Genomic DNA, 16012 nt, shown 5'->3' on the forward strand with positions numbered 1-16012 from the left:
CGCAGGGACCGAGGAGGAACCGACGTTATGGGCGAGCGAAGCGTGCAGGACAGCAAGGACGACCGTAGTTCGACCGAAGCGGGTGGCAGCCGATGAGTTCTCTGCTGCTCCTGACCAATGCCCTCCAGCCGTCGACGGAGGTGCTTCCCGCGCTGGGTCTGCTGCTGCACAGCGTGCGGGTGGCTCCCGCCGAGGGCCCGGCCCTCGTGGACACCCCGGGGGCCGACGTCATACTGATCGACGGCCGCCGTGATCTGCCCCATGTGCGCAGTCTGTGTCAGTTGCTCCGGTCCACCGGCCCCGGCTGTCCGTTGATCCTCGTGGTCACCGAGGGCGGTCTGGCCGCGGTCACCGCGGACTGGGGCGTCGACGACGTCCTGCTGGACACCGCGGGGCCCGCCGAGGTGGAGGCGCGGCTGCGGCTGTCGATGGGGCGCCGGCAGATCTCGATGGACGACTCCCCGATGGAGATCCGCACGGGCGACCTCTCCGTGGACGAGGCGACGTACAGCGCGAAGCTCAAGGGCCGGATACTGGATCTGACCTTCAAGGAATTCGAGCTGCTGAAGTACCTCGCCCAGCATCCGGGCCGGGTCTTCACCCGCGCCCAGCTGCTCCAGGAGGTCTGGGGCTACGACTACTTCGGCGGTACCCGCACGGTCGACGTGCACGTGCGGCGGCTGCGCGCCAAGCTCGGTCCCGAGCACGAGTCCTTGATCGGCACCGTGCGGAACGTCGGGTACCGCTTCGTGGTCCCGGAGAAGCCGGAGAAGGACGGTCGCCAGACCGAGGATGCCCAGCGAGAAGGCCCCGCGGACACCCCACGAACGGAGAAGCCGGAGGCCGTCCGACCGCAGGCCGCACGCCCGGCGAAGAGGTGAGTGGACCCGCGTAGACTGCCGCCCGTGGCCAAGGTGACGCGGGACGATGTGGCGAGACTGGCGGGGACGTCGACCGCGGTGGTCAGCTATGTCATCAACAACGGGCCGAGGCCGGTCGCCCCGGCCACGCGGGACCGGGTGCTGGCCGCGATCAAGGAGCTGGGGTACCGGCCCGACCGGGTCGCCCAGGCCATGGCGTCCCGACGGACGGACCTCATAGGCCTGATCGTCCCGGACGCGCGCCAGCCCTTCTTCGCGGAGATGGCGCACGCGGTCGAGCAGGCCGCGGCCGAGCGGGGCAAGATGGTGCTCGTCGGGAACTCCGACTATCTCGACGAGCGCGAAGTGCACTATCTGCGGGCCTTCTTGGGCATGCGGGTCTCCGGGCTCATCCTGATCAGCCAGGGACCCAGCGAGCACGCCGCGACGGAGATCGACGCGTGGGACGCCCGCGTGGTGCTGATGCACCGCAGACCGGACGCGATCGACGATGTCGCCGTCGTGACCGACGACGTCGGCGGCGCCCAGCTCGCCACCCGCCATCTGCTGGAGCACGGCCACCCCTACGTGGCCTGTCTCGGCGGGACCGAGGAGACGCCGGTGATCGGCGACCCGGTCACCGACCACGTCGAAGGCTGGCGGCGGGCCATGCGCGAGGCCGGGAAGTCGCTGGAGGGCCGGCTCTTCCAGGCCCCCTACAACCGCTACGACGCCTACAAGGTCGCCCTCGGGCTGCTGTCCGGCCCCGACCGTCCGCCGGCCATCATCTGCGCCACCGACGACCAGGCGATCGGCGTCCTGCGGGCCGCGCGCGAGCTGCGCATCGACGTCCCCGGCGAGCTGGCCGTCGCCGGTTTCGACGACGTGAAGGAAGCGGCCCTCACGGACCCGCCGCTGACCACCGTCGCCTCCGACCGCATCGCCATGGCCCGCTCGGCCGTGGACCTGGTCCTGGACGACGCCCTGCGGGTCGCCGGATCCCGCCGCGAGCGGCTCAAGCAGTTCCCGTCGGCGCTGGTCGTCCGACGCTCGTGCGGCTGCGGCGGCTGAGGATCCCTGCCGGGTGCCGGTGCGCCTTTATACCGGGCATACCCGCTTCTGTCGGGCTTCTTACGTCGCCCTCAGACAGTTCTCATGAAGGCGGAGGAGAGTCGTACCCATGACGGAGACGCACCGCCGCAGCGGCGACCAGGACCCTGACCCCCGCACCGAGCAGCAGCCCGGGGCCTACCCGACCCCTCCGGCGTACGCGCCGCAGCCGCCGGCCGTCACCGCGAGCGGCGTCACCGTCCGGCCGGGCGGCGGCGACCCCTACGGCTCGTACGACTCGTACGGCCCGGAAGCAGGGGCCGCGTACGGCGGTGGCAGCGGTGGCGGCTACGCCGGCTTCGCGGCGCCCGCCCCCGCCGGTGGTCCGTCCGCCGGGCACGCCGCCCCGCGTGCCCGCCGGCCCGTGGCGCTGCTCGCCGCCTGCGCCATCGTCGCGGCGGTCGTCGGCGGCGGCTCGGCCGCGCTCGTCGGGGAGCTGACCGACGGGTCGGGCAGCGCCGGTCAGTCGACCCCCGTGCGGAACGTGGCCTCCAAGAGCAGCGGCGTCTCCGCCGTCGCCAAGGCCCTGAAGCCCAGCATCGTGGAGATCAAGGCCGCCACCTCCTCCGGCCAGTCCACCGGATCCGGCGTGATCATCACGAGTGACGGTGAGATCGTCACCAACAACCACGTCGTCGCCGGCTCCGACACCGTGAAGGTCAACCTCAGCGACGGCACCACCAGGACCGCCAAGGTCGTCGGCACCGACCCCGGCAAGGACCTCGCCCTCATCAAGGTCGACGGCGCCAGCGGTCTGAAGGCCGCCCAGCTCGGCGACTCCGGCAAGGTGCAGGTCGGCGACGAGGTCGTCGCCATCGGCTCGCCCGAGGGCCTGACCGGCACGGTCACCAGCGGCATCGTCTCCGCCCTGAACCGCGACGTCACCGTCTCGAAGGAGCAGGGCCAGGGGCAGGGCGGCCAGGACGGGCAGAACCGCGGCATCCCCCAGTGGCCCTTCGAGTTCGGCGGCAACGAGTACAACGGCGACACGGGCTCGTCCAAGACCACGTACAAGGCCATCCAGACGGACGCCTCGCTCAACCCCGGCAACTCCGGCGGCGCCCTCATCAACATGAGCGGTCAGATCATCGGCATCAACTCCGCGATGTACGCCTCCGGGTCGGGCTCCGGCGGCGGTGACTCCGCCGGCAGCGTCGGCCTCGGCTTCGCCATCCCCATCAACGACGTCAAGGCGGACCTCGCGAAGCTGCGCGCCGGCGGCACCACCACGTGACGGCGCCGCGTGACGGCCGTGCCGTCGCCACCGTGCCACGCTGAGGGTGCGGCACACCCCCCGTTCCGCATCCCTCAGTGACCCGTGAACCCCGTGAGGTACCCGCGATGAGCCCCGCCGAGCACGGCGACCAGCCCGCCCGCATCCTGATCGTGGACGACGAACCCGCCGTCCGTGAGGCGCTGCGCCGCAGCCTCGCCTTCGAGGGCTACGGCACCGAGCTCGCCGTCGACGGCCTCGACGCCCTCGACAAGGTCGACGCGTACGACCCCGAGCTGATCGTGCTGGACGTCCTCATGCCCCGCATGGACGGGCTGACGGCCGCCCGGCGGCTGCGCGCCGCCGGGACCACCGTGCCGATCCTGATGCTCACCGCCCGGGACACCATCGGCGACCGCGTCACCGGCCTCGACGCGGGCGCTGACGACTACCTCGTCAAACCCTTCGAGCTGGACGAGCTGCTGGCCCGTATCCGGGCCCTGCTGCGCCGCAGCTCCTACGCGGCCGCCACCGGCCCGGCGCCGGCCGACGAGCACGCCCTCACCTTCGCCGACCTGCGGATGGACCTCGCGACCCGCGAGGTGACCCGGGGCGGGCGGGCGGTGGAGCTGACCCGGACGGAATTCACGCTGCTGGAGCTGTTCCTCACCCACCCCCGGCAGGTGCTCACCCGTGAGCAGATCCTCAAGTCGGTGTGGGGCTTCGAGTTCGAACCGAGCTCCAACTCCCTGGACGTGTACGTGATGTATCTGCGCCGCAAGACCGAGGCCGGCGGCGAGCCGCGCCTCGTGCACACCGTGCGGGGCGTCGGGTACGTCCTGCGGGCCGACGGCGGCGCCGAGTGATCCGAAGGTTCGGCCGGCTGCCCCTGCGCTCCCGGCTCGCGCTGCTGACGGCGGTGGCCGTCGCCGTCGCCGTGGCCCTCGCCGCGGGCGCGTGCTGGCTGGTGACCAAGCAGCAGCTCGGGCACCAGCGCGACGAGACGCTGACCAGCGCGCGGGCCGACAAGGACTACCTCAGCGGACTGCTGCGCACCTGCGACGCCAACCCCACCGGTGTGCCGCCGCCGCCCGGTTCGTACACCGTGCAGATCGTCACCGCCGGCGGTCTGGTCTGCACCACGCTCGGCAAGTCCCCGGTCCAGGTCGACGACGCCGATCTGGCGGTCGCCCGGGGACAGCTGTCGGACACCCTGCACAACGCGACGGCCAAGGACGGCACGCGGATGCGCGTCGCGACCTCCGCGGGCCCGCTGCCGAACACCGCCGTGTCCATCGCCCAGCCGCTGAGCGAGACCGAGAAGCCGCTCAACACCCTCGCGCTGTTGCTGGTGATCACCGCCGGGGTGGGAGTGCTGGGCGCGGCGACGGCCGGGCTGTGGATCGCCCGCGCCGGGCTGCGGCCCGTGGACCGGCTGACGGGCGCGGTCGAGCACATCGCCCGCACCGAGGACCTGGCGGTGCGCATTCCCGTCGAGGGGGAGGACGAGATCGCCCGTCTCTCGCGCTCCTTCAACTCCATGACCGCGGCCCTCGCCTCCTCCCGCGACCGCCAGCAGCAGCTGATCGCGGATGCCGGGCACGAGCTGCGCACGCCGCTGACCTCGCTGCGTACCAACATCGATCTGCTCGCGCGCAGCGAGGAGACGGGCCGGGCGATCCCGCCGGAGGACCGCAAGGAACTGCTGGCGAGCGTGAAGGCGCAGATGACGGAGCTGGCCGCGCTGATCGGCGACCTCCAGGAGCTGTCCCGCCCGGACGGCGCCCCGGGCGGCCCGGTGCAGGTGCTGGCCCTGCACGACATCGCCGGGCGGGCGGTCGGCCGGGCCCGGCTGCGCGGGTCGGGCCTGACGATCACGGCCGAGCTGGATCCGTGGTTCGTGCGCGCGGAGCCCGCCGCGCTGGAGCGGGCGCTGGTCAATCTGCTCGACAACGCGGTCAAGTTCAGCCCGCCGGGCGGCGGGATCGACGTCCGGCTGGCCGACGGCGAGCTGACCGTGCGCGACCACGGTCCGGGCATCGCGCCCGAGGAACTGCCGCACGTCTTCGACCGCTTCTGGCGCTCGCCCACCGCCCGCAGCCTGCCGGGCAGCGGCCTGGGCCTGTCGATCGTGGCCCGCACCGTGCGGCAGGCGGGCGGCGAGGTGACGCTGCGCGCGGCGGAGGGCGGCGGCACGGTGGCGTCCGTACGGCTGCCGGGCGCGCCGACGGCGCCCCCGCCGGTGTATCCGTAAGGGGCCGCGGCCCAGGGCGGTAACGCGAGGAAGGCCCCCACCATCGGTGGGGGCCTTCCTCGTTCCGTGCGCCACCAGGGACTCGAACCCCGGACCTGCTGATTAAGAGTCAGCCGCTCTAACCAACTGAGCTAGCGGCGCGAAATGAATATTACATGATCGGTCCCCGGGGTAAAAAGTGACTGACCGGTCCTGGCGGCCGGGCCGCTACCGGCCCTTGCCGATGGGCAGTTCCACGCCGGTCAGATCCGCCCGGATGCCGTCCCGCTCGACCGTCACATGCCGCAGATGCAGGTCCTTCGCCTGCTTCGGCAGCTGGAAGGAGAGCGAGAGACGATCGGACAGCTCGGGCGGCCGCAGCCCCATCAGGGCCGTGACCAGCTTCGGGTCGATGCCGATCCGCTTCAGCAGCCAGGGGTGGTCGACCACGACGTCGACCAGGTTCACCCCCATCAGCCGCTCCACGAACCGGGGCGCGCCCGTGATCTCGTGCAGCCGGTCCTCGTCGCGCAGCGCGAGGGCGACGGCCTTCTTCGGCACCCCGAGCCGCTCGGCCACGGCGGGCACCGACAGCAGCGCCTTCGCCCGGGCGGCGTCCCGGCTGATGCGCTCGGCGGTCTCGCGGTGCAGGACGAGCCCCTTGTCCTTGCCCGGGCGGTAGGTGGCGACCCGGGGAATGTCGACGCTCATGCCGTCGATGTCGGTGGAGATCCCACGGTCGCCGTCCCGCCGCAGCCGCGCCTGCGCCCGTACGCGCAACTCCTCACCGGCGACGGACAACTTGCCGACCGCGCGAATCGAATTGTCGCCGTGGTCGCTGAATCTGACCTGCGAGGCGCCGAGTTCCCGGTTCAGGTCGTCGAAGGCCAGCAGCACCTCGCCGTCCAGATTCCCGATGACGGCACCGCGCACATCGGTGGGGAGATTCCCGGTCAGCCGGACGTCCCGGGCGCTCGCCTTCACTTTCGCCAGCGACACCCGGTCCGCCGCGACATCCGGCACGGTCACATCGACCCGCGAGAGCCGTTTGGCGAAGACCTGGGTGAGAAAGGGAAAGCCGTGGATGTCGACCTGGGGAGCGGCTTCCAGATGGAGTTGGCGCTGAAGCGTCTGCTGCGCCTTCTTCTCCGCGTACATCACCGCGCAGCGGTCGGCGAGCGCCAGGAAGGCCGCGCAGGCCACGACGCCGAACAGCAGCTTGGCGGTGCGGGGCACGGCGGAGAACCGACGGCGGCGACGGCGGGAGCGGGAGCGCCTGGCGCGGCGGTGGTCGGGCGGCGACCAGGCCTCTTCCTCGCCGGCTGCCTCGCCGGGTTGCCCCTCCGGGTCGTCGTACTTCAGCCCCAGGCCGAGGGGGTCGTCCTCGTCCGGGCCGGGGGTGGCACAGGTGTCGGCGTCGGTCCCGGCGGCCGGGTCGTGGGGGACACCGACCGGGACCGGAATCTCTTCCAGCGTCTCTTCCGGGTCGGCCAGGGAGGCGAGTTCGTCATATGGATTGGGGGGACTGGCGGGTATGCGCGTGGGGGTTCGCATCACTACATCCCACCACGCATGAGGCCCTCGGACGCAAGGCCTACTGCCGGTTACGCGTAAATCCTGCGCTATTTCCGGCCGTTGGGCCGATGTGTTTTCGCCCACGGTGATCCAGCCGATTAGCGTGACCGTATGGCACGCGCCCGACCGGCGAGTTCCGTTTATCTCAGCACCGACCTGATGGGAGTACGTACCCATGATCGTGGTAACGGGAGCGACCGGGAACATCGGCCGCGAGCTGGTGGACCGGCTGGTGGCGGCAGGCGTCGGCGTACGGGCGGTGAGCCGTGACCCCGAGCGGGCGGGGCTGCCGGCGGGCGTCGAGGTGGTGCGGGCCGATCTGACCGGTGGGGCCGGGCCGGACGGGCTCTTCACGGGGGCGCGGGCGCTGTACCTCAACATCGCCGCCACGGGGCTGGAGGCGGGCGGCCTGATCGAGGCGGCGGCGAAGGCCGGAGTGCGGCGGATCGTCTTCAATTCCTCGATGTCCGTGACCGGTACGCCCGCCGACGAGGAGGGTTTCATCGCACGCGCCCACGCGGCGGCCGAGCGCGCGATCCGCGATTCGGGGCTGGAGTGGACCTTCGTGCGCGGCGGCATGTACGCCACGAACGCCTTGCAGTGGGCGGAGCAGATCCGTACGGAGGGAGTCGTGCGCGGTGCCTATGCGGAAGCCGTCGGATCCCCCGTGCACGAGGCGGACCTCGCGGACATCGCCGCCGCGGCCCTGCTGGACACGACGGGTGCGCACCTCGGCCAGGCCTATGTGGTGACCGGCCCGGCAGGCTTGACGATCGCGGAGCAGGTCGACGCCATCGGGCGGGCCCTCGGCCGCCCGGAGGTGCGTTTCGAGGAGGTCTCCTTCGAGGAGGCCGTCGCCGCCATGGAGCGGGCCGGTGCCCCGAGGGTCGCCGCCGAGGACATCATCCGGTATTTCGGGGCCTCGGTCGGCCAGGAGGCGCCGGTCACGGACGCCGTCCAGCAGGTGACGGGCCACCCCGCCCGTTCCTTCGAGCAGTGGGCGCGGGACCACGTGGCCGACTTCCGGTGACGGCCCTCCGGGCGGCCTCGCGGGGCCGCCCGGGACCGTCCGGCGTGTTCGCCGGAGTCAGATCGCGGTGACGTTCGCGGCGGAGGGGCCCTTCTGGCCGCTCTCGATCTCGAACTCGACGTTCTGACCCTCGGCGAGTGTCTTGAAGCCGTTGCCCTGGATCGCCGAGAAGTGGACGAAGACGTCCTTGGACCCGTCGGCGGGGGTGATGAAGTCGAACCCCTTCGACTCGTTGAACCACTTGACCTGGCCCTGGATCTTCGCCATCGCGATTCCTCCTGTTGGTGCGATCGGAGATCACCGTCTCACGTCGGGAAGGCGAAGGGGCATGATTTCCGGCCGACTTGGAGGCGCCGGGCCCGGCCGGGCGACGAGGGATCAACCGCGGCGGCCGCCACCGCCGCCGTACCCGCCGCGACCACCCGGGCGCTCCTCACGGGGCCGGGCCTCATTGACGTTGAGATTGCGTCCGTTGAGCTCCGTGCCGTTGAACTGCTCGACGGCCCTGACCGCGTCGGTGTCGCTCATCTCGACGAAGGCGAAGCCCTTGGAGCGACCCGTGTCGCGGTCGGTGACGATGCTGACGCTCTGCACCGAGCCCGCCTCCTGGAAGAGTGCGGTCAGATCGCCCTCCGTCGTCTGATAGCTCAAGTTGCCCACGTAAAGCCTCTTCGACACGGTCGACTCTCCCTCGCTGTGACGGTCGGCTGCGCCGAACCGACCCGAACCGTCGCAGCCGCACCCGGCGCGGACAAGAGCCCCTGGCTCCTTTCCGGCCATGGCCACAACATCCTCACAAAAGCGACAGACCCCGGATGGGTGATCTTCGATGCGGGCGCGCTGGTGTTCGGTCCGGACGAGGAAGGAAGGGGATACGGGCTGATTTGCGCCCGGTCGGACATCGTCGCGGAGGTAGTGGTCATGCAGGTTGCGGGCTGGCATGTCGAGGTCGAGTTCGACGAGGACGAGACGCACACCCGGGCGGCAGCGCTGCTGCGGCTGCGGGACGACACGGAACTGCGGGGCAAGGGCCACGCCACGCGCAACCCCGCGGACCCGGACGAACGCCGGATCGGCGAGGAGCTCGCGGGCGGCCGCGCGCTGATGGACATCGCCCAGCAGCTCACGGCCAAGGGCAACGCGGAGGCGAAGACGTTGCGCTAGGCGTGGCGTGTGTGCACCTCCGCTGCGCGGTGGTGTCCTCAAACGCCGGACGGGCTGGTTGTGGCTGAGCTCAGCCGAATCAAGCCCGTCCGGCGTTTGAGGACGCGCCCGCAGGGCGCTCGCCGCCGCAGGCGGCACAGACGGCCCGGCGCCGGAGCGCCGGACAGGCTGTCATCGGCTGGGCTCGCCGCAGGCGCAGGTCACTTCACGACCGTGATGCGGTCCGCCTTCGGCGGGGCCAGGGGCGAGGCCGCCGAGGAGCGCGCGGTCAGGTACGACGTGAAGGCGTCGAGATCGGACGCGCCCACCAGCTTGTTCTTGCCCTCCTTGAACGCGGGGAAGCCGTCGCCGCCGCCCGCGAGGAACTCGTTCATCGCGACGCGGTACGTCTTGCCCGGGTCGATCGCGGTGCCGTTCAGCTTCACCGACGACGCGACGACGCGGTCCGCGCCCTGCTTGGTGAGGTCGAGCGTGTAGGTCAGGCCCCGGCTCACCTGCAAGATCTTCGGCTGCGGCTCGTTCGGGCCGCTGACCTGCTGCTGGAGGGCAGCGATGACCTGCGCGCCGGTGAGGTCGACGACGTTCATCATGTTGGTGAACGGCTGGACCGTGAACGCCTCGCCGTAGGTCACGACGCCGTCGCCCTCGGCGCCGGACGCCTTGAAGGCGAGGTCCGAGCGGATGCCGCCGGGGTTCATGAACGCGATCTGCGCGCCGCCCTTGTCGGCCGGGGCGAGCGCCTCCAGCTGGGCGTCCGTGAGCAGGTCGCCGAGCGGCTTCTCGTACGCCTCCGAGCCGCGGCCGTTGATGTCACCGGAGATGTAGCCGACCGGCTTGTTGGCGACCGGCGCCGCCAGGGTCTTCCAGCGGTCGATGAGCCGGGTCATGTCCGCGGCCTTGGGCTGCTCGCGGTCCACGACGTGGTTCGTGGCGCGGGGGCCCTTGACGCTCGTACGGACGATGTCCTTCGTCCGCCGGTCGTAGGTCAGCGTCGTGTCGGTGTAGACCCGGCCGAAGGAGGCGGCCGAGGTGACCGTGCGGGGCGCGCCCGAGGGGTCGGGGATGGTGCAGGCGTACGCCTGGTGGGTGTGGCCGGTGACGAGGGCGTCGACCTTCGGGGTCACCTTCTTGGCGATCTCGACGATGGGGCCGGAGATGCCCGCGCCCGCGCCCGGGGTGTCGCAGTCGTAGTTGTACGAGCCGGACGCCGGCATGCCGCCCTCGTGGATGAGGGTGACGATGGACTTCACGCCCTGGCGGTCGAGCTCCTTGGCGTACTTGTTGATCGTCTCGACCTCGTCGCGGAACTTGAGGCCCTTGACGCCCTCGGCCGTCACGACGTCGGGGGTGCCCTCGAGGGTGAGACCGATGATGCCGATCTTCACGCCCTTGTGCTTCCACACCGTGTAGGGCTTCAGGATCGGCTTGCCGGTCTTCTCGTCGGTGACGTTCGCCGCGAGGTAGGGGAAGTCCGCGCCGCGGAACTTCTTGCCCTTCTCGAAGCAGCCCTCCTTGGGGTGGCAGCCGCCGCGCTGCATGCGCAGCAGCTCGGCGCGGCCCTCGTCGAACTCGTGGTTGCCCACCGAGGTGGCGTCCAGCTTGATCTTGTTGAGCGCCTCGATGGTCGGCTCGTCGTGGAAGAGGCCGGTCATCAGCGGGCTCGCGCCGATCATGTCGCCGGCGGCCGCGGTGATCGAGTACTCGTGGCCCTTGCGGGCCGTGCGCAGCGAGTTGGCGAGGTACTCGACGCCGCCCGCCGGTATGACCTTCTTCGTGCCGTCGGGCTGCGTCTCGGTGACGGTGCCGGAGGAGCCCTGCGGGGCCTCCAGGTTGCCGTGCAGGTCGTTGAAGGAGAGCAGCTGCACGTCGACCGTGCGGCCGTGGCGCTGCTTGCCGCTCTGCGCGCTGTCGGCGGCCACCGCGCTGTCCGCGCCCGCCGGGGCGGCGGCGGAGAGCACTCCGGCGGTGGCGGCGAGCGCGGCCGCGGTGGCGGTCAGCCGTCTGGCGAGGCGCTTCCGTGGCGGCGTCGCGTGAGGCGTCGCGGGCATTTGTTCCCCTTTGTAATGATGTGGTGCTGTGTCGCGTTGATGTCGCGTCAGGCGGGTCGGCGGCAGCTTACGGTCAACGCGCGTAGCACGTCAGGAGGGTTGAGGTGACGAATTGGTAGCTTCGGGCGTCGGTTCGCCACCGGCCGACGGGCACGCCACGGCGTACCCCCGGTAGCCCCCCGTCCGGGTCGTAGGCTCAGGAGCATGAGTGACGTGGTGGTGTACGACGCGGGCGGACCCCGGTCGGTCGAGGTCCTTGTCGAGCTGACGCCCGAGCTGGTCCGGGACGTGCTGTCGTTGGTGGCGGAGGCCGCCGACGCCGACGGCCAGCCGGCCGTCTCCGAGCAGGGCCGGCTCCAGCTGGAAGGGGCGCGGCCGGGGGTGCGGCACCTGCTGCTGCGGGACGCCGACGACGAACTCGTCGGCTACGCCCAACTGGAGGACAGCGACCCCGTGGAGGCCCCGGCGGGCGAGCTGGTCGTCCGTCCCGGCCGGCGCGGTCGCGGGCACGGCCGGGCGCTCGGGACGGCGCTGCTGGCCGAGTCGGGCAAGCGGCTGCGGGTCTGGGCGCACGGCGGGCACCCGGCCGCCCGGCACCTCGCGCAGGTGCTCGGGCTGAGCCTCTTCCGCGAGCTGCGCCAGATGCGCAGGCCGCTGGCCGGCCTCGACCTCGCGGAGCCCGTACTGCCCGAAGGCGTGAGCGTGCGGACCTTCCGGCCCGGTGAGGACGACGAGCAGTGGCTGGCGGTGAACGCCGCGGCGTTCGCGCACCACCCCGAGCAGGGCTCCCTCACCCAGCGGGACCTGGACGACCGCAAGGCGCAGAGCTGGTTCGACCCGGAGGGCTTCTTCCTCGCGGAGAAGGACGGCCGGATCGTCGGCTTCCACTGGACGAAGGTGCACGCCGACCAGGGGATCGGCGAGGTGTACGTGGTGGGCGTGCGGCCCGGTGCGCAGGGCGGCGGCCTCGGCCGGGCGCTGACCACGATCGGGCTGCGGCACCTGGCGGGCCAGGGCCTGCCCACGGCCATGCTCTACGTCGACGCGGACAACAAGCCCGCCGTCACCGTCTACGAGCGGCTCGGCTTCCAGGTCTACGAGACGGATCTGATGTACCGGTCGGAGAGCTGACCGACCGGCTCCGCAGCAGCACACGAACCGCCCTCCAGGGTCGCCCCGGGGGGCGGTTTCGCATGCCCGCCCGGCCGACGGCGGTTGACAGCGGGTCCCCCCTCCCATCACCCTTTCACTAATCAAGTAGTGAAAGGGTGATGCGCGTGGTCGAATTCCGCATCGACCGGCGCAGCGGAGTCGCCACCTATCTGCAGATCGTCGTGCAGGTGAAGCAGGCACTCCGGCTGGGTCTGCTCGCTCCCGGCGACAAGCTGCCGACGGCCAAGGAGGTCGTCGCGGCCACGGCCATCAACCCGAACACCGTCCTGAAGGCCTACCGCGAACTCGACCGCGAAGGCCTGGTCGAGCCGCGACCGGGGCTCGGGACCTTCGTGCGGCGGTCGCTGGCGCGACCCGGGGCCGCCGCGGATTCGCCGCTGCGCGCCGAGCTGGCCGACTGGGCGGGCCGGGCGCGCGCGGCCGGGCTCGACCGTGAGGACGTGGCCGCGCTGGTCGCCTCCGTGCTGGACGAGAGCTTCGGCGACCACGCGCGACCGGCAGCGCACGACGTGAACAAGGGGAACAAGGGGACCGCATGACCGACCTGACCTTCCATCCCGACCGGACCGCCCTCCAGGCGGTCGGCCTCGGAGTGAAGCACCGCCGCGGCTGGGCGCTGCGCGACTGCTCCTTCCGACTGCCCGCCGGGCGGATCTGCGCCCTCGTCGGACCGAACGGCGCCGGCAAGTCCACCCTGCTCTCCCTCGCGGCGGGCCTGCGGCGGCCCACCACCGGCTCGCTCACCGCCTTCGGCGCCGGGCCCACCGACCCGGCGGTCCGGCCCCGGGTGGCGTTCGTCGCCCAGGAGAAGCCGCTGTACCCCCACTTCACCATCGCCGACACGCTGCGCCTGGGCCGCGAGCTGAACCCCGGCTGCTGGGACCAGGCCGCGGCCGAGCGGCTCGTACGGGACGGGAACCTGCCCCTCGGCGCCCGGGTCGGCTCGCTCTCCGGCGGTCAGCGCACCCGCGTCGCCCTCGCCCTCGCCTTCGGCAAGAAGCCCGAACTCCTGTTGCTGGACGAGCCGATGAGCGACCTCGACCCGCTCGTCCGCCACCAGATGATGGCCGCCCTCATGACCGAGGCCGCCGAGCACGCCACCACCGTCGTGATGGCCTCGCACGTCCTCGCCGAACTCGACGGCGTCTGCGACTACCTGCTGCTCATCGCCGACGGCCAGGTCCGGCTCGCGGGCGAGGTCGAGGACCTGACCGCCGCCCACACCCTGCTCGTCGGCCGCCACGAAGGCCCGGGGCTGCCGCCGGAACTGGCGGGACACACGGTGGTGGAGTCCCGTACCACCGGACGTCAGTTCAGCGCGCTCGTCCGCACCGACGGCCCGGTCGCGGGCCGCTGGGAGGCCGCCGAGCCGAGTCTGGAGGAGCTGCTCCTCGCGCATCTGCGCTCGCCCGGCGCCCCGGCGCTGCTCACGCCCAGCGCGGAGCCGCGCGCCACGGCGAAGGCGGCGGCGTGAGCACCGCCACGGCGGCGGGCGGGGCCGTCCCGCGGTCCCGGCTGCGCGGGATGACCTGGCTGGTCTGGCGGCAGCACCGGACCACCGCGTGGATCGCGCTGGGCCTGCTCGTCGTGCTCGTCGGCGCGCTGGTGTGGCTGAAGTTCGCGGGCCACGCCTACCTCGACGACCACGGCCTGCGCGCCGGGTGCGAGGGGGACGACACCTGCGGGGAGGCCGACTGGCAGGCGCTCGCCTTCTTCCGCGCCCGCTACGGCGAGACTCTTTACGAAATAGGCTGGTTGACGCAGTATCTGCCCTGGGTGGTCGGTCTGTTCGTGGCCGGCCCGATGGTGGCGCGCGAGCTGGAGAGCGGTACGTACAAGCTCGCGTGGTCGCAGTCGGCCTCGCCCCTGCGCTGGCTCGCGGCGAAGCTCGCGATACCCGCCGTGGCGGTGCTCGCCGGGTTCTCGCTGCTGTCGGCGGTCTACACCTGGACCTGGCAGTCCTTTCCCGCCGACGTGCTGATGGTCCAGCAATGGCAGTACGCGTTCGACATGATCGGCCCCGTCCCCGTCGCGCACGCCCTGCTGGCCATCGCCCTCGGTACGCTCGTCGGACTGCTGGTGATGCGCACGATCGTGGCCATGGGCGTCACCGTGGCCCTCACCGCCCTGGTGATCTGGGCACTCGACGTGTTCCGGCCGTATGTGATCAGCCCGGTGATGACGTTCTACCCCGGGCGTCCGAATCCCCCCGACAGCGCCTGGGTCGTCGAGCGCGGGGGCATCGGCCCCGGCGTCGGCCGCATCAAGTCGCTCTGGTGCGACATGGACATCTCCGACCGGCAGTGCCTGGCCAAGAACGGCGCGACCGACTGGTACGCGGAGCTCCACCCGCGCTCGCACCTGTGGCCGATGCAGTGGGCCGAGACCGGCATCCTCGTCGGCGTCGCCGTGGTCCTGGCCGCCGCTGCCGTCTGGCTGCTGCGCCACCGTTCCCAGGCCCCGGCGGCCACCTCGCACTCACGGAAGGCGGCGGCATGACCATGACGTCGATACCCCCGACCCGTACGGCGACCCCTGGCGGAACACCTGCCGCCACCCCGGGCGCACCCGGCGTGCGCGCCCTCGGCCGGATGATCGTCCGTCAGCACCGCACCACGGCGTGGATCGCGCTGGCGCTGTTCCTCGCCTGTGCCGGATCGCTGGTGTGGCTGCACGGTGCCATGAGCGACTTCATCGACACGCACCGGCTGCTGGCCGCCTGTGACGACGTCGACTGCGAGGGCCCGCCCGGGAAGGTCGCCGACTTCCGGTCCTCGTACGGCGATTACCTGCACTACATGGGCCTCCTGCTGGAGTTCCTGCCGGCGCTGCTCGCGGCGTTCGTCGCGGGCCCCATGGTGGCGCGCGAGCTGGAGAGCGGTACGTACAAGGTCGCGTGGTCGCAGTCGGCCTCGCCGATGCGCTGGTTCGCGGCGAAGCTCGCGCTGCCCGCCGTGGCGGCGCTCGCCGGGGTCTCGGTGCTCGCGGCGCTCTACACCTGGTGCTGGCGGGTCGTGGGTGACCGCGAGGGCGGTGACGTGCTGCTGCCCGGCCAGGTCTGGCACCAGTCGTTCAACGCGCTCGGGCCCGCGCCCGTCGTCCTCGCCCTGGCCGGGGTGGCCGTCGGCGCGCTCGTCGGCCTGCTGGTCAAGCGCACGCTCCCGGCGATGATCATCGCCCTGTCGGGCATCGGCCTGGTGTCGACGGTGACCGCGGCCCTGCGGCAGCACCTGGTCACCCCGGTGACGACGCTGTCCGCCGACATGCCGGGCCTGCTCGGGGGCCGCACCTGGTGGTTCGAGCGCGGCATGGTCGGGCCCAGCGGCGGGCACATCGTGGAGCCCGACTGCGGTGTCGGTGTCTCGCCCGCCCAGTGCCTCCTCGACCGCGGCGCGAGCGGTTGGTACATCGAGTCCCACCCGTACGCGCACCTCTGGCCCATGCAGTGGATCCAGGCGGGCGGGGTCACCGTGCTCGCCGTGCTTCTCGCGGCCGGCGCGTTGTGGTGGATGCGGCGCACGCACTCCTGACCGAGCGCCCCTGCCGTACGCCCGTACATCTCCTGGTGCGGGCGTACGGTCTTGTCCGGGCCCGTCCGGCCGCCCC

Annotated in this window: 16 protein-coding genes and 1 tRNA gene; 12 read left to right on the forward strand and 5 right to left on the reverse strand. The window is 71.9% G+C overall.

From position 1 onward, the window contains the following. Window positions 1-92 precede the first annotated feature (92 nt). The 5 genes from JO379_RS19695 to JO379_RS19715 all read left to right on the forward strand — a co-directional run bounded on the left by JO379_RS19695 (window position 93) and on the right by JO379_RS19715 (window position 5437). A complete protein-coding gene (locus JO379_RS19695) occupies window positions 93-881 on the forward strand; it encodes a response regulator transcription factor (RefSeq protein ID WP_209516129.1) in 789 nt (262 codons plus the stop codon). Window positions 882-905: 24 nt separating this feature from the next. Further along, window positions 906-1931, forward strand: coding sequence for a LacI family DNA-binding transcriptional regulator (locus tag JO379_RS19700; protein WP_130879279.1), 1026 nt, complete (start codon window positions 906-908; stop codon window positions 1929-1931). 109 nt (window positions 1932-2040) lie between these two features. Continuing rightward, on the forward strand, window positions 2041-3204 hold the full coding sequence (locus JO379_RS19705; RefSeq protein WP_130879280.1) for a S1C family serine protease: 1164 nt from the start codon (window positions 2041-2043) through the stop codon (window positions 3202-3204). Between the two features lie 107 nt (window positions 3205-3311). After that, the gene (locus JO379_RS19710) at window positions 3312-4049 is read left to right on the forward strand and encodes a response regulator transcription factor (protein WP_130879281.1); all 738 of its coding nucleotides are present in this window, start codon (window positions 3312-3314) and stop codon (window positions 4047-4049) included. After that, window positions 4046-5437 carry a sensor histidine kinase gene (locus JO379_RS19715; protein WP_209516132.1) on the forward strand — a complete coding sequence of 464 codons (1392 nt, stop codon included), beginning with the start codon at window positions 4046-4048 and terminating at the stop codon, window positions 5435-5437. The genes JO379_RS19710 and JO379_RS19715 overlap by 4 nt, the downstream gene beginning before the upstream one ends. A gap of 67 nt (window positions 5438-5504) precedes the next feature. On the opposite strand, the gene JO379_RS19720 is transcribed toward JO379_RS19715, so the two are convergent. Both JO379_RS19720 and JO379_RS19725 read right to left on the reverse strand, forming a co-directional pair. Continuing rightward, window positions 5505-5578, reverse strand: a tRNA-Lys gene (locus JO379_RS19720). Between the two features lie 66 nt (window positions 5579-5644). Beyond that, window positions 5645-6970 carry an LmeA family phospholipid-binding protein gene (locus JO379_RS19725; RefSeq protein WP_130879283.1) on the reverse strand — a complete coding sequence of 442 codons (1326 nt, stop codon included), beginning with the start codon at window positions 6968-6970 and terminating at the stop codon, window positions 5645-5647. A 196-nt stretch (window positions 6971-7166) separates the two neighbouring features. On the opposite strand from JO379_RS19725, the gene JO379_RS19730 reads away from it, so the two are divergent. Further along, complete coding sequence (locus JO379_RS19730; protein ID WP_130879284.1) at window positions 7167-8021, forward strand: NAD(P)H-binding protein; 855 nt, start codon at window positions 7167-7169, stop codon at window positions 8019-8021. A 57-nt stretch (window positions 8022-8078) separates the two neighbouring features. Here the strand turns inward: JO379_RS19730 and cspE are convergent, their stop codons facing one another. Both cspE and rbp read right to left on the reverse strand, forming a co-directional pair. Next, entirely contained in the window at window positions 8079-8288 is a 210-nt protein-coding gene (gene cspE, locus JO379_RS19735; RefSeq protein WP_209516135.1) for a transcription antiterminator/RNA stability regulator CspE, read from the reverse strand. Window positions 8289-8399: 111 nt separating this feature from the next. After that, window positions 8400-8699, reverse strand: a complete 300-nt coding sequence (gene rbp / locus JO379_RS19740; protein WP_207303955.1) for an RNA-binding regulator — start codon at window positions 8697-8699, stop codon at window positions 8400-8402. A gap of 141 nt (window positions 8700-8840) precedes the next feature. On the opposite strand from rbp, the gene JO379_RS19745 reads away from it, so the two are divergent. Next, window positions 8841-9185: a DUF1876 domain-containing protein gene (locus tag JO379_RS19745; protein WP_242626194.1), complete on the forward strand. Its 345-nt coding sequence runs from the start codon at window positions 8841-8843 to the stop codon at window positions 9183-9185. A gap of 200 nt (window positions 9186-9385) precedes the next feature. On the opposite strand, the gene JO379_RS19750 is transcribed toward JO379_RS19745, so the two are convergent. After that, window positions 9386-11233, reverse strand: a complete 1848-nt coding sequence (locus JO379_RS19750; protein WP_130879287.1) for a bifunctional metallophosphatase/5'-nucleotidase — start codon at window positions 11231-11233, stop codon at window positions 9386-9388. Between the two features lie 204 nt (window positions 11234-11437). Between JO379_RS19750 and mshD the strand changes: the two genes are divergently transcribed. The 5 genes from mshD (at window position 11438) to JO379_RS19775 (ending at window position 15936) form a co-directional block, all read left to right on the forward strand. Then, complete coding sequence (mshD, locus tag JO379_RS19755) at window positions 11438-12364, forward strand: mycothiol synthase (protein ID WP_130879288.1); 927 nt, start codon at window positions 11438-11440, stop codon at window positions 12362-12364. Window positions 12365-12504: 140 nt separating this feature from the next. Continuing rightward, window positions 12505-12945: a GntR family transcriptional regulator gene (locus JO379_RS19760; RefSeq protein ID WP_165451583.1), complete on the forward strand. Its 441-nt coding sequence runs from the start codon at window positions 12505-12507 to the stop codon at window positions 12943-12945. Beyond that, window positions 12942-13880, forward strand: coding sequence for an ABC transporter ATP-binding protein (locus JO379_RS19765; RefSeq protein ID WP_130879289.1), 939 nt, complete (start codon window positions 12942-12944; stop codon window positions 13878-13880). The genes JO379_RS19760 and JO379_RS19765 overlap by 4 nt, the downstream gene beginning before the upstream one ends. Beyond that, window positions 13877-14905 carry an ABC-2 membrane transporter-related protein gene (locus JO379_RS19770; protein WP_209516137.1) on the forward strand — a complete coding sequence of 343 codons (1029 nt, stop codon included), beginning with the start codon at window positions 13877-13879 and terminating at the stop codon, window positions 14903-14905. Before JO379_RS19765 ends, JO379_RS19770 begins: the two co-directional genes overlap by 4 nt. Further along, window positions 14902-15936, forward strand: coding sequence for an ABC-2 membrane transporter-related protein (locus JO379_RS19775; protein WP_209516140.1), 1035 nt, complete (start codon window positions 14902-14904; stop codon window positions 15934-15936). Before JO379_RS19770 ends, JO379_RS19775 begins: the two co-directional genes overlap by 4 nt. Window positions 15937-16012: the final 76 nt, after the last annotated feature.

This window comes from Streptomyces syringium (assembly GCF_017876625.1).
In the GTDB taxonomy this organism is placed as follows: Bacteria; Actinomycetota; Actinomycetes; order Streptomycetales; family Streptomycetaceae; genus Streptomyces; species Streptomyces syringius.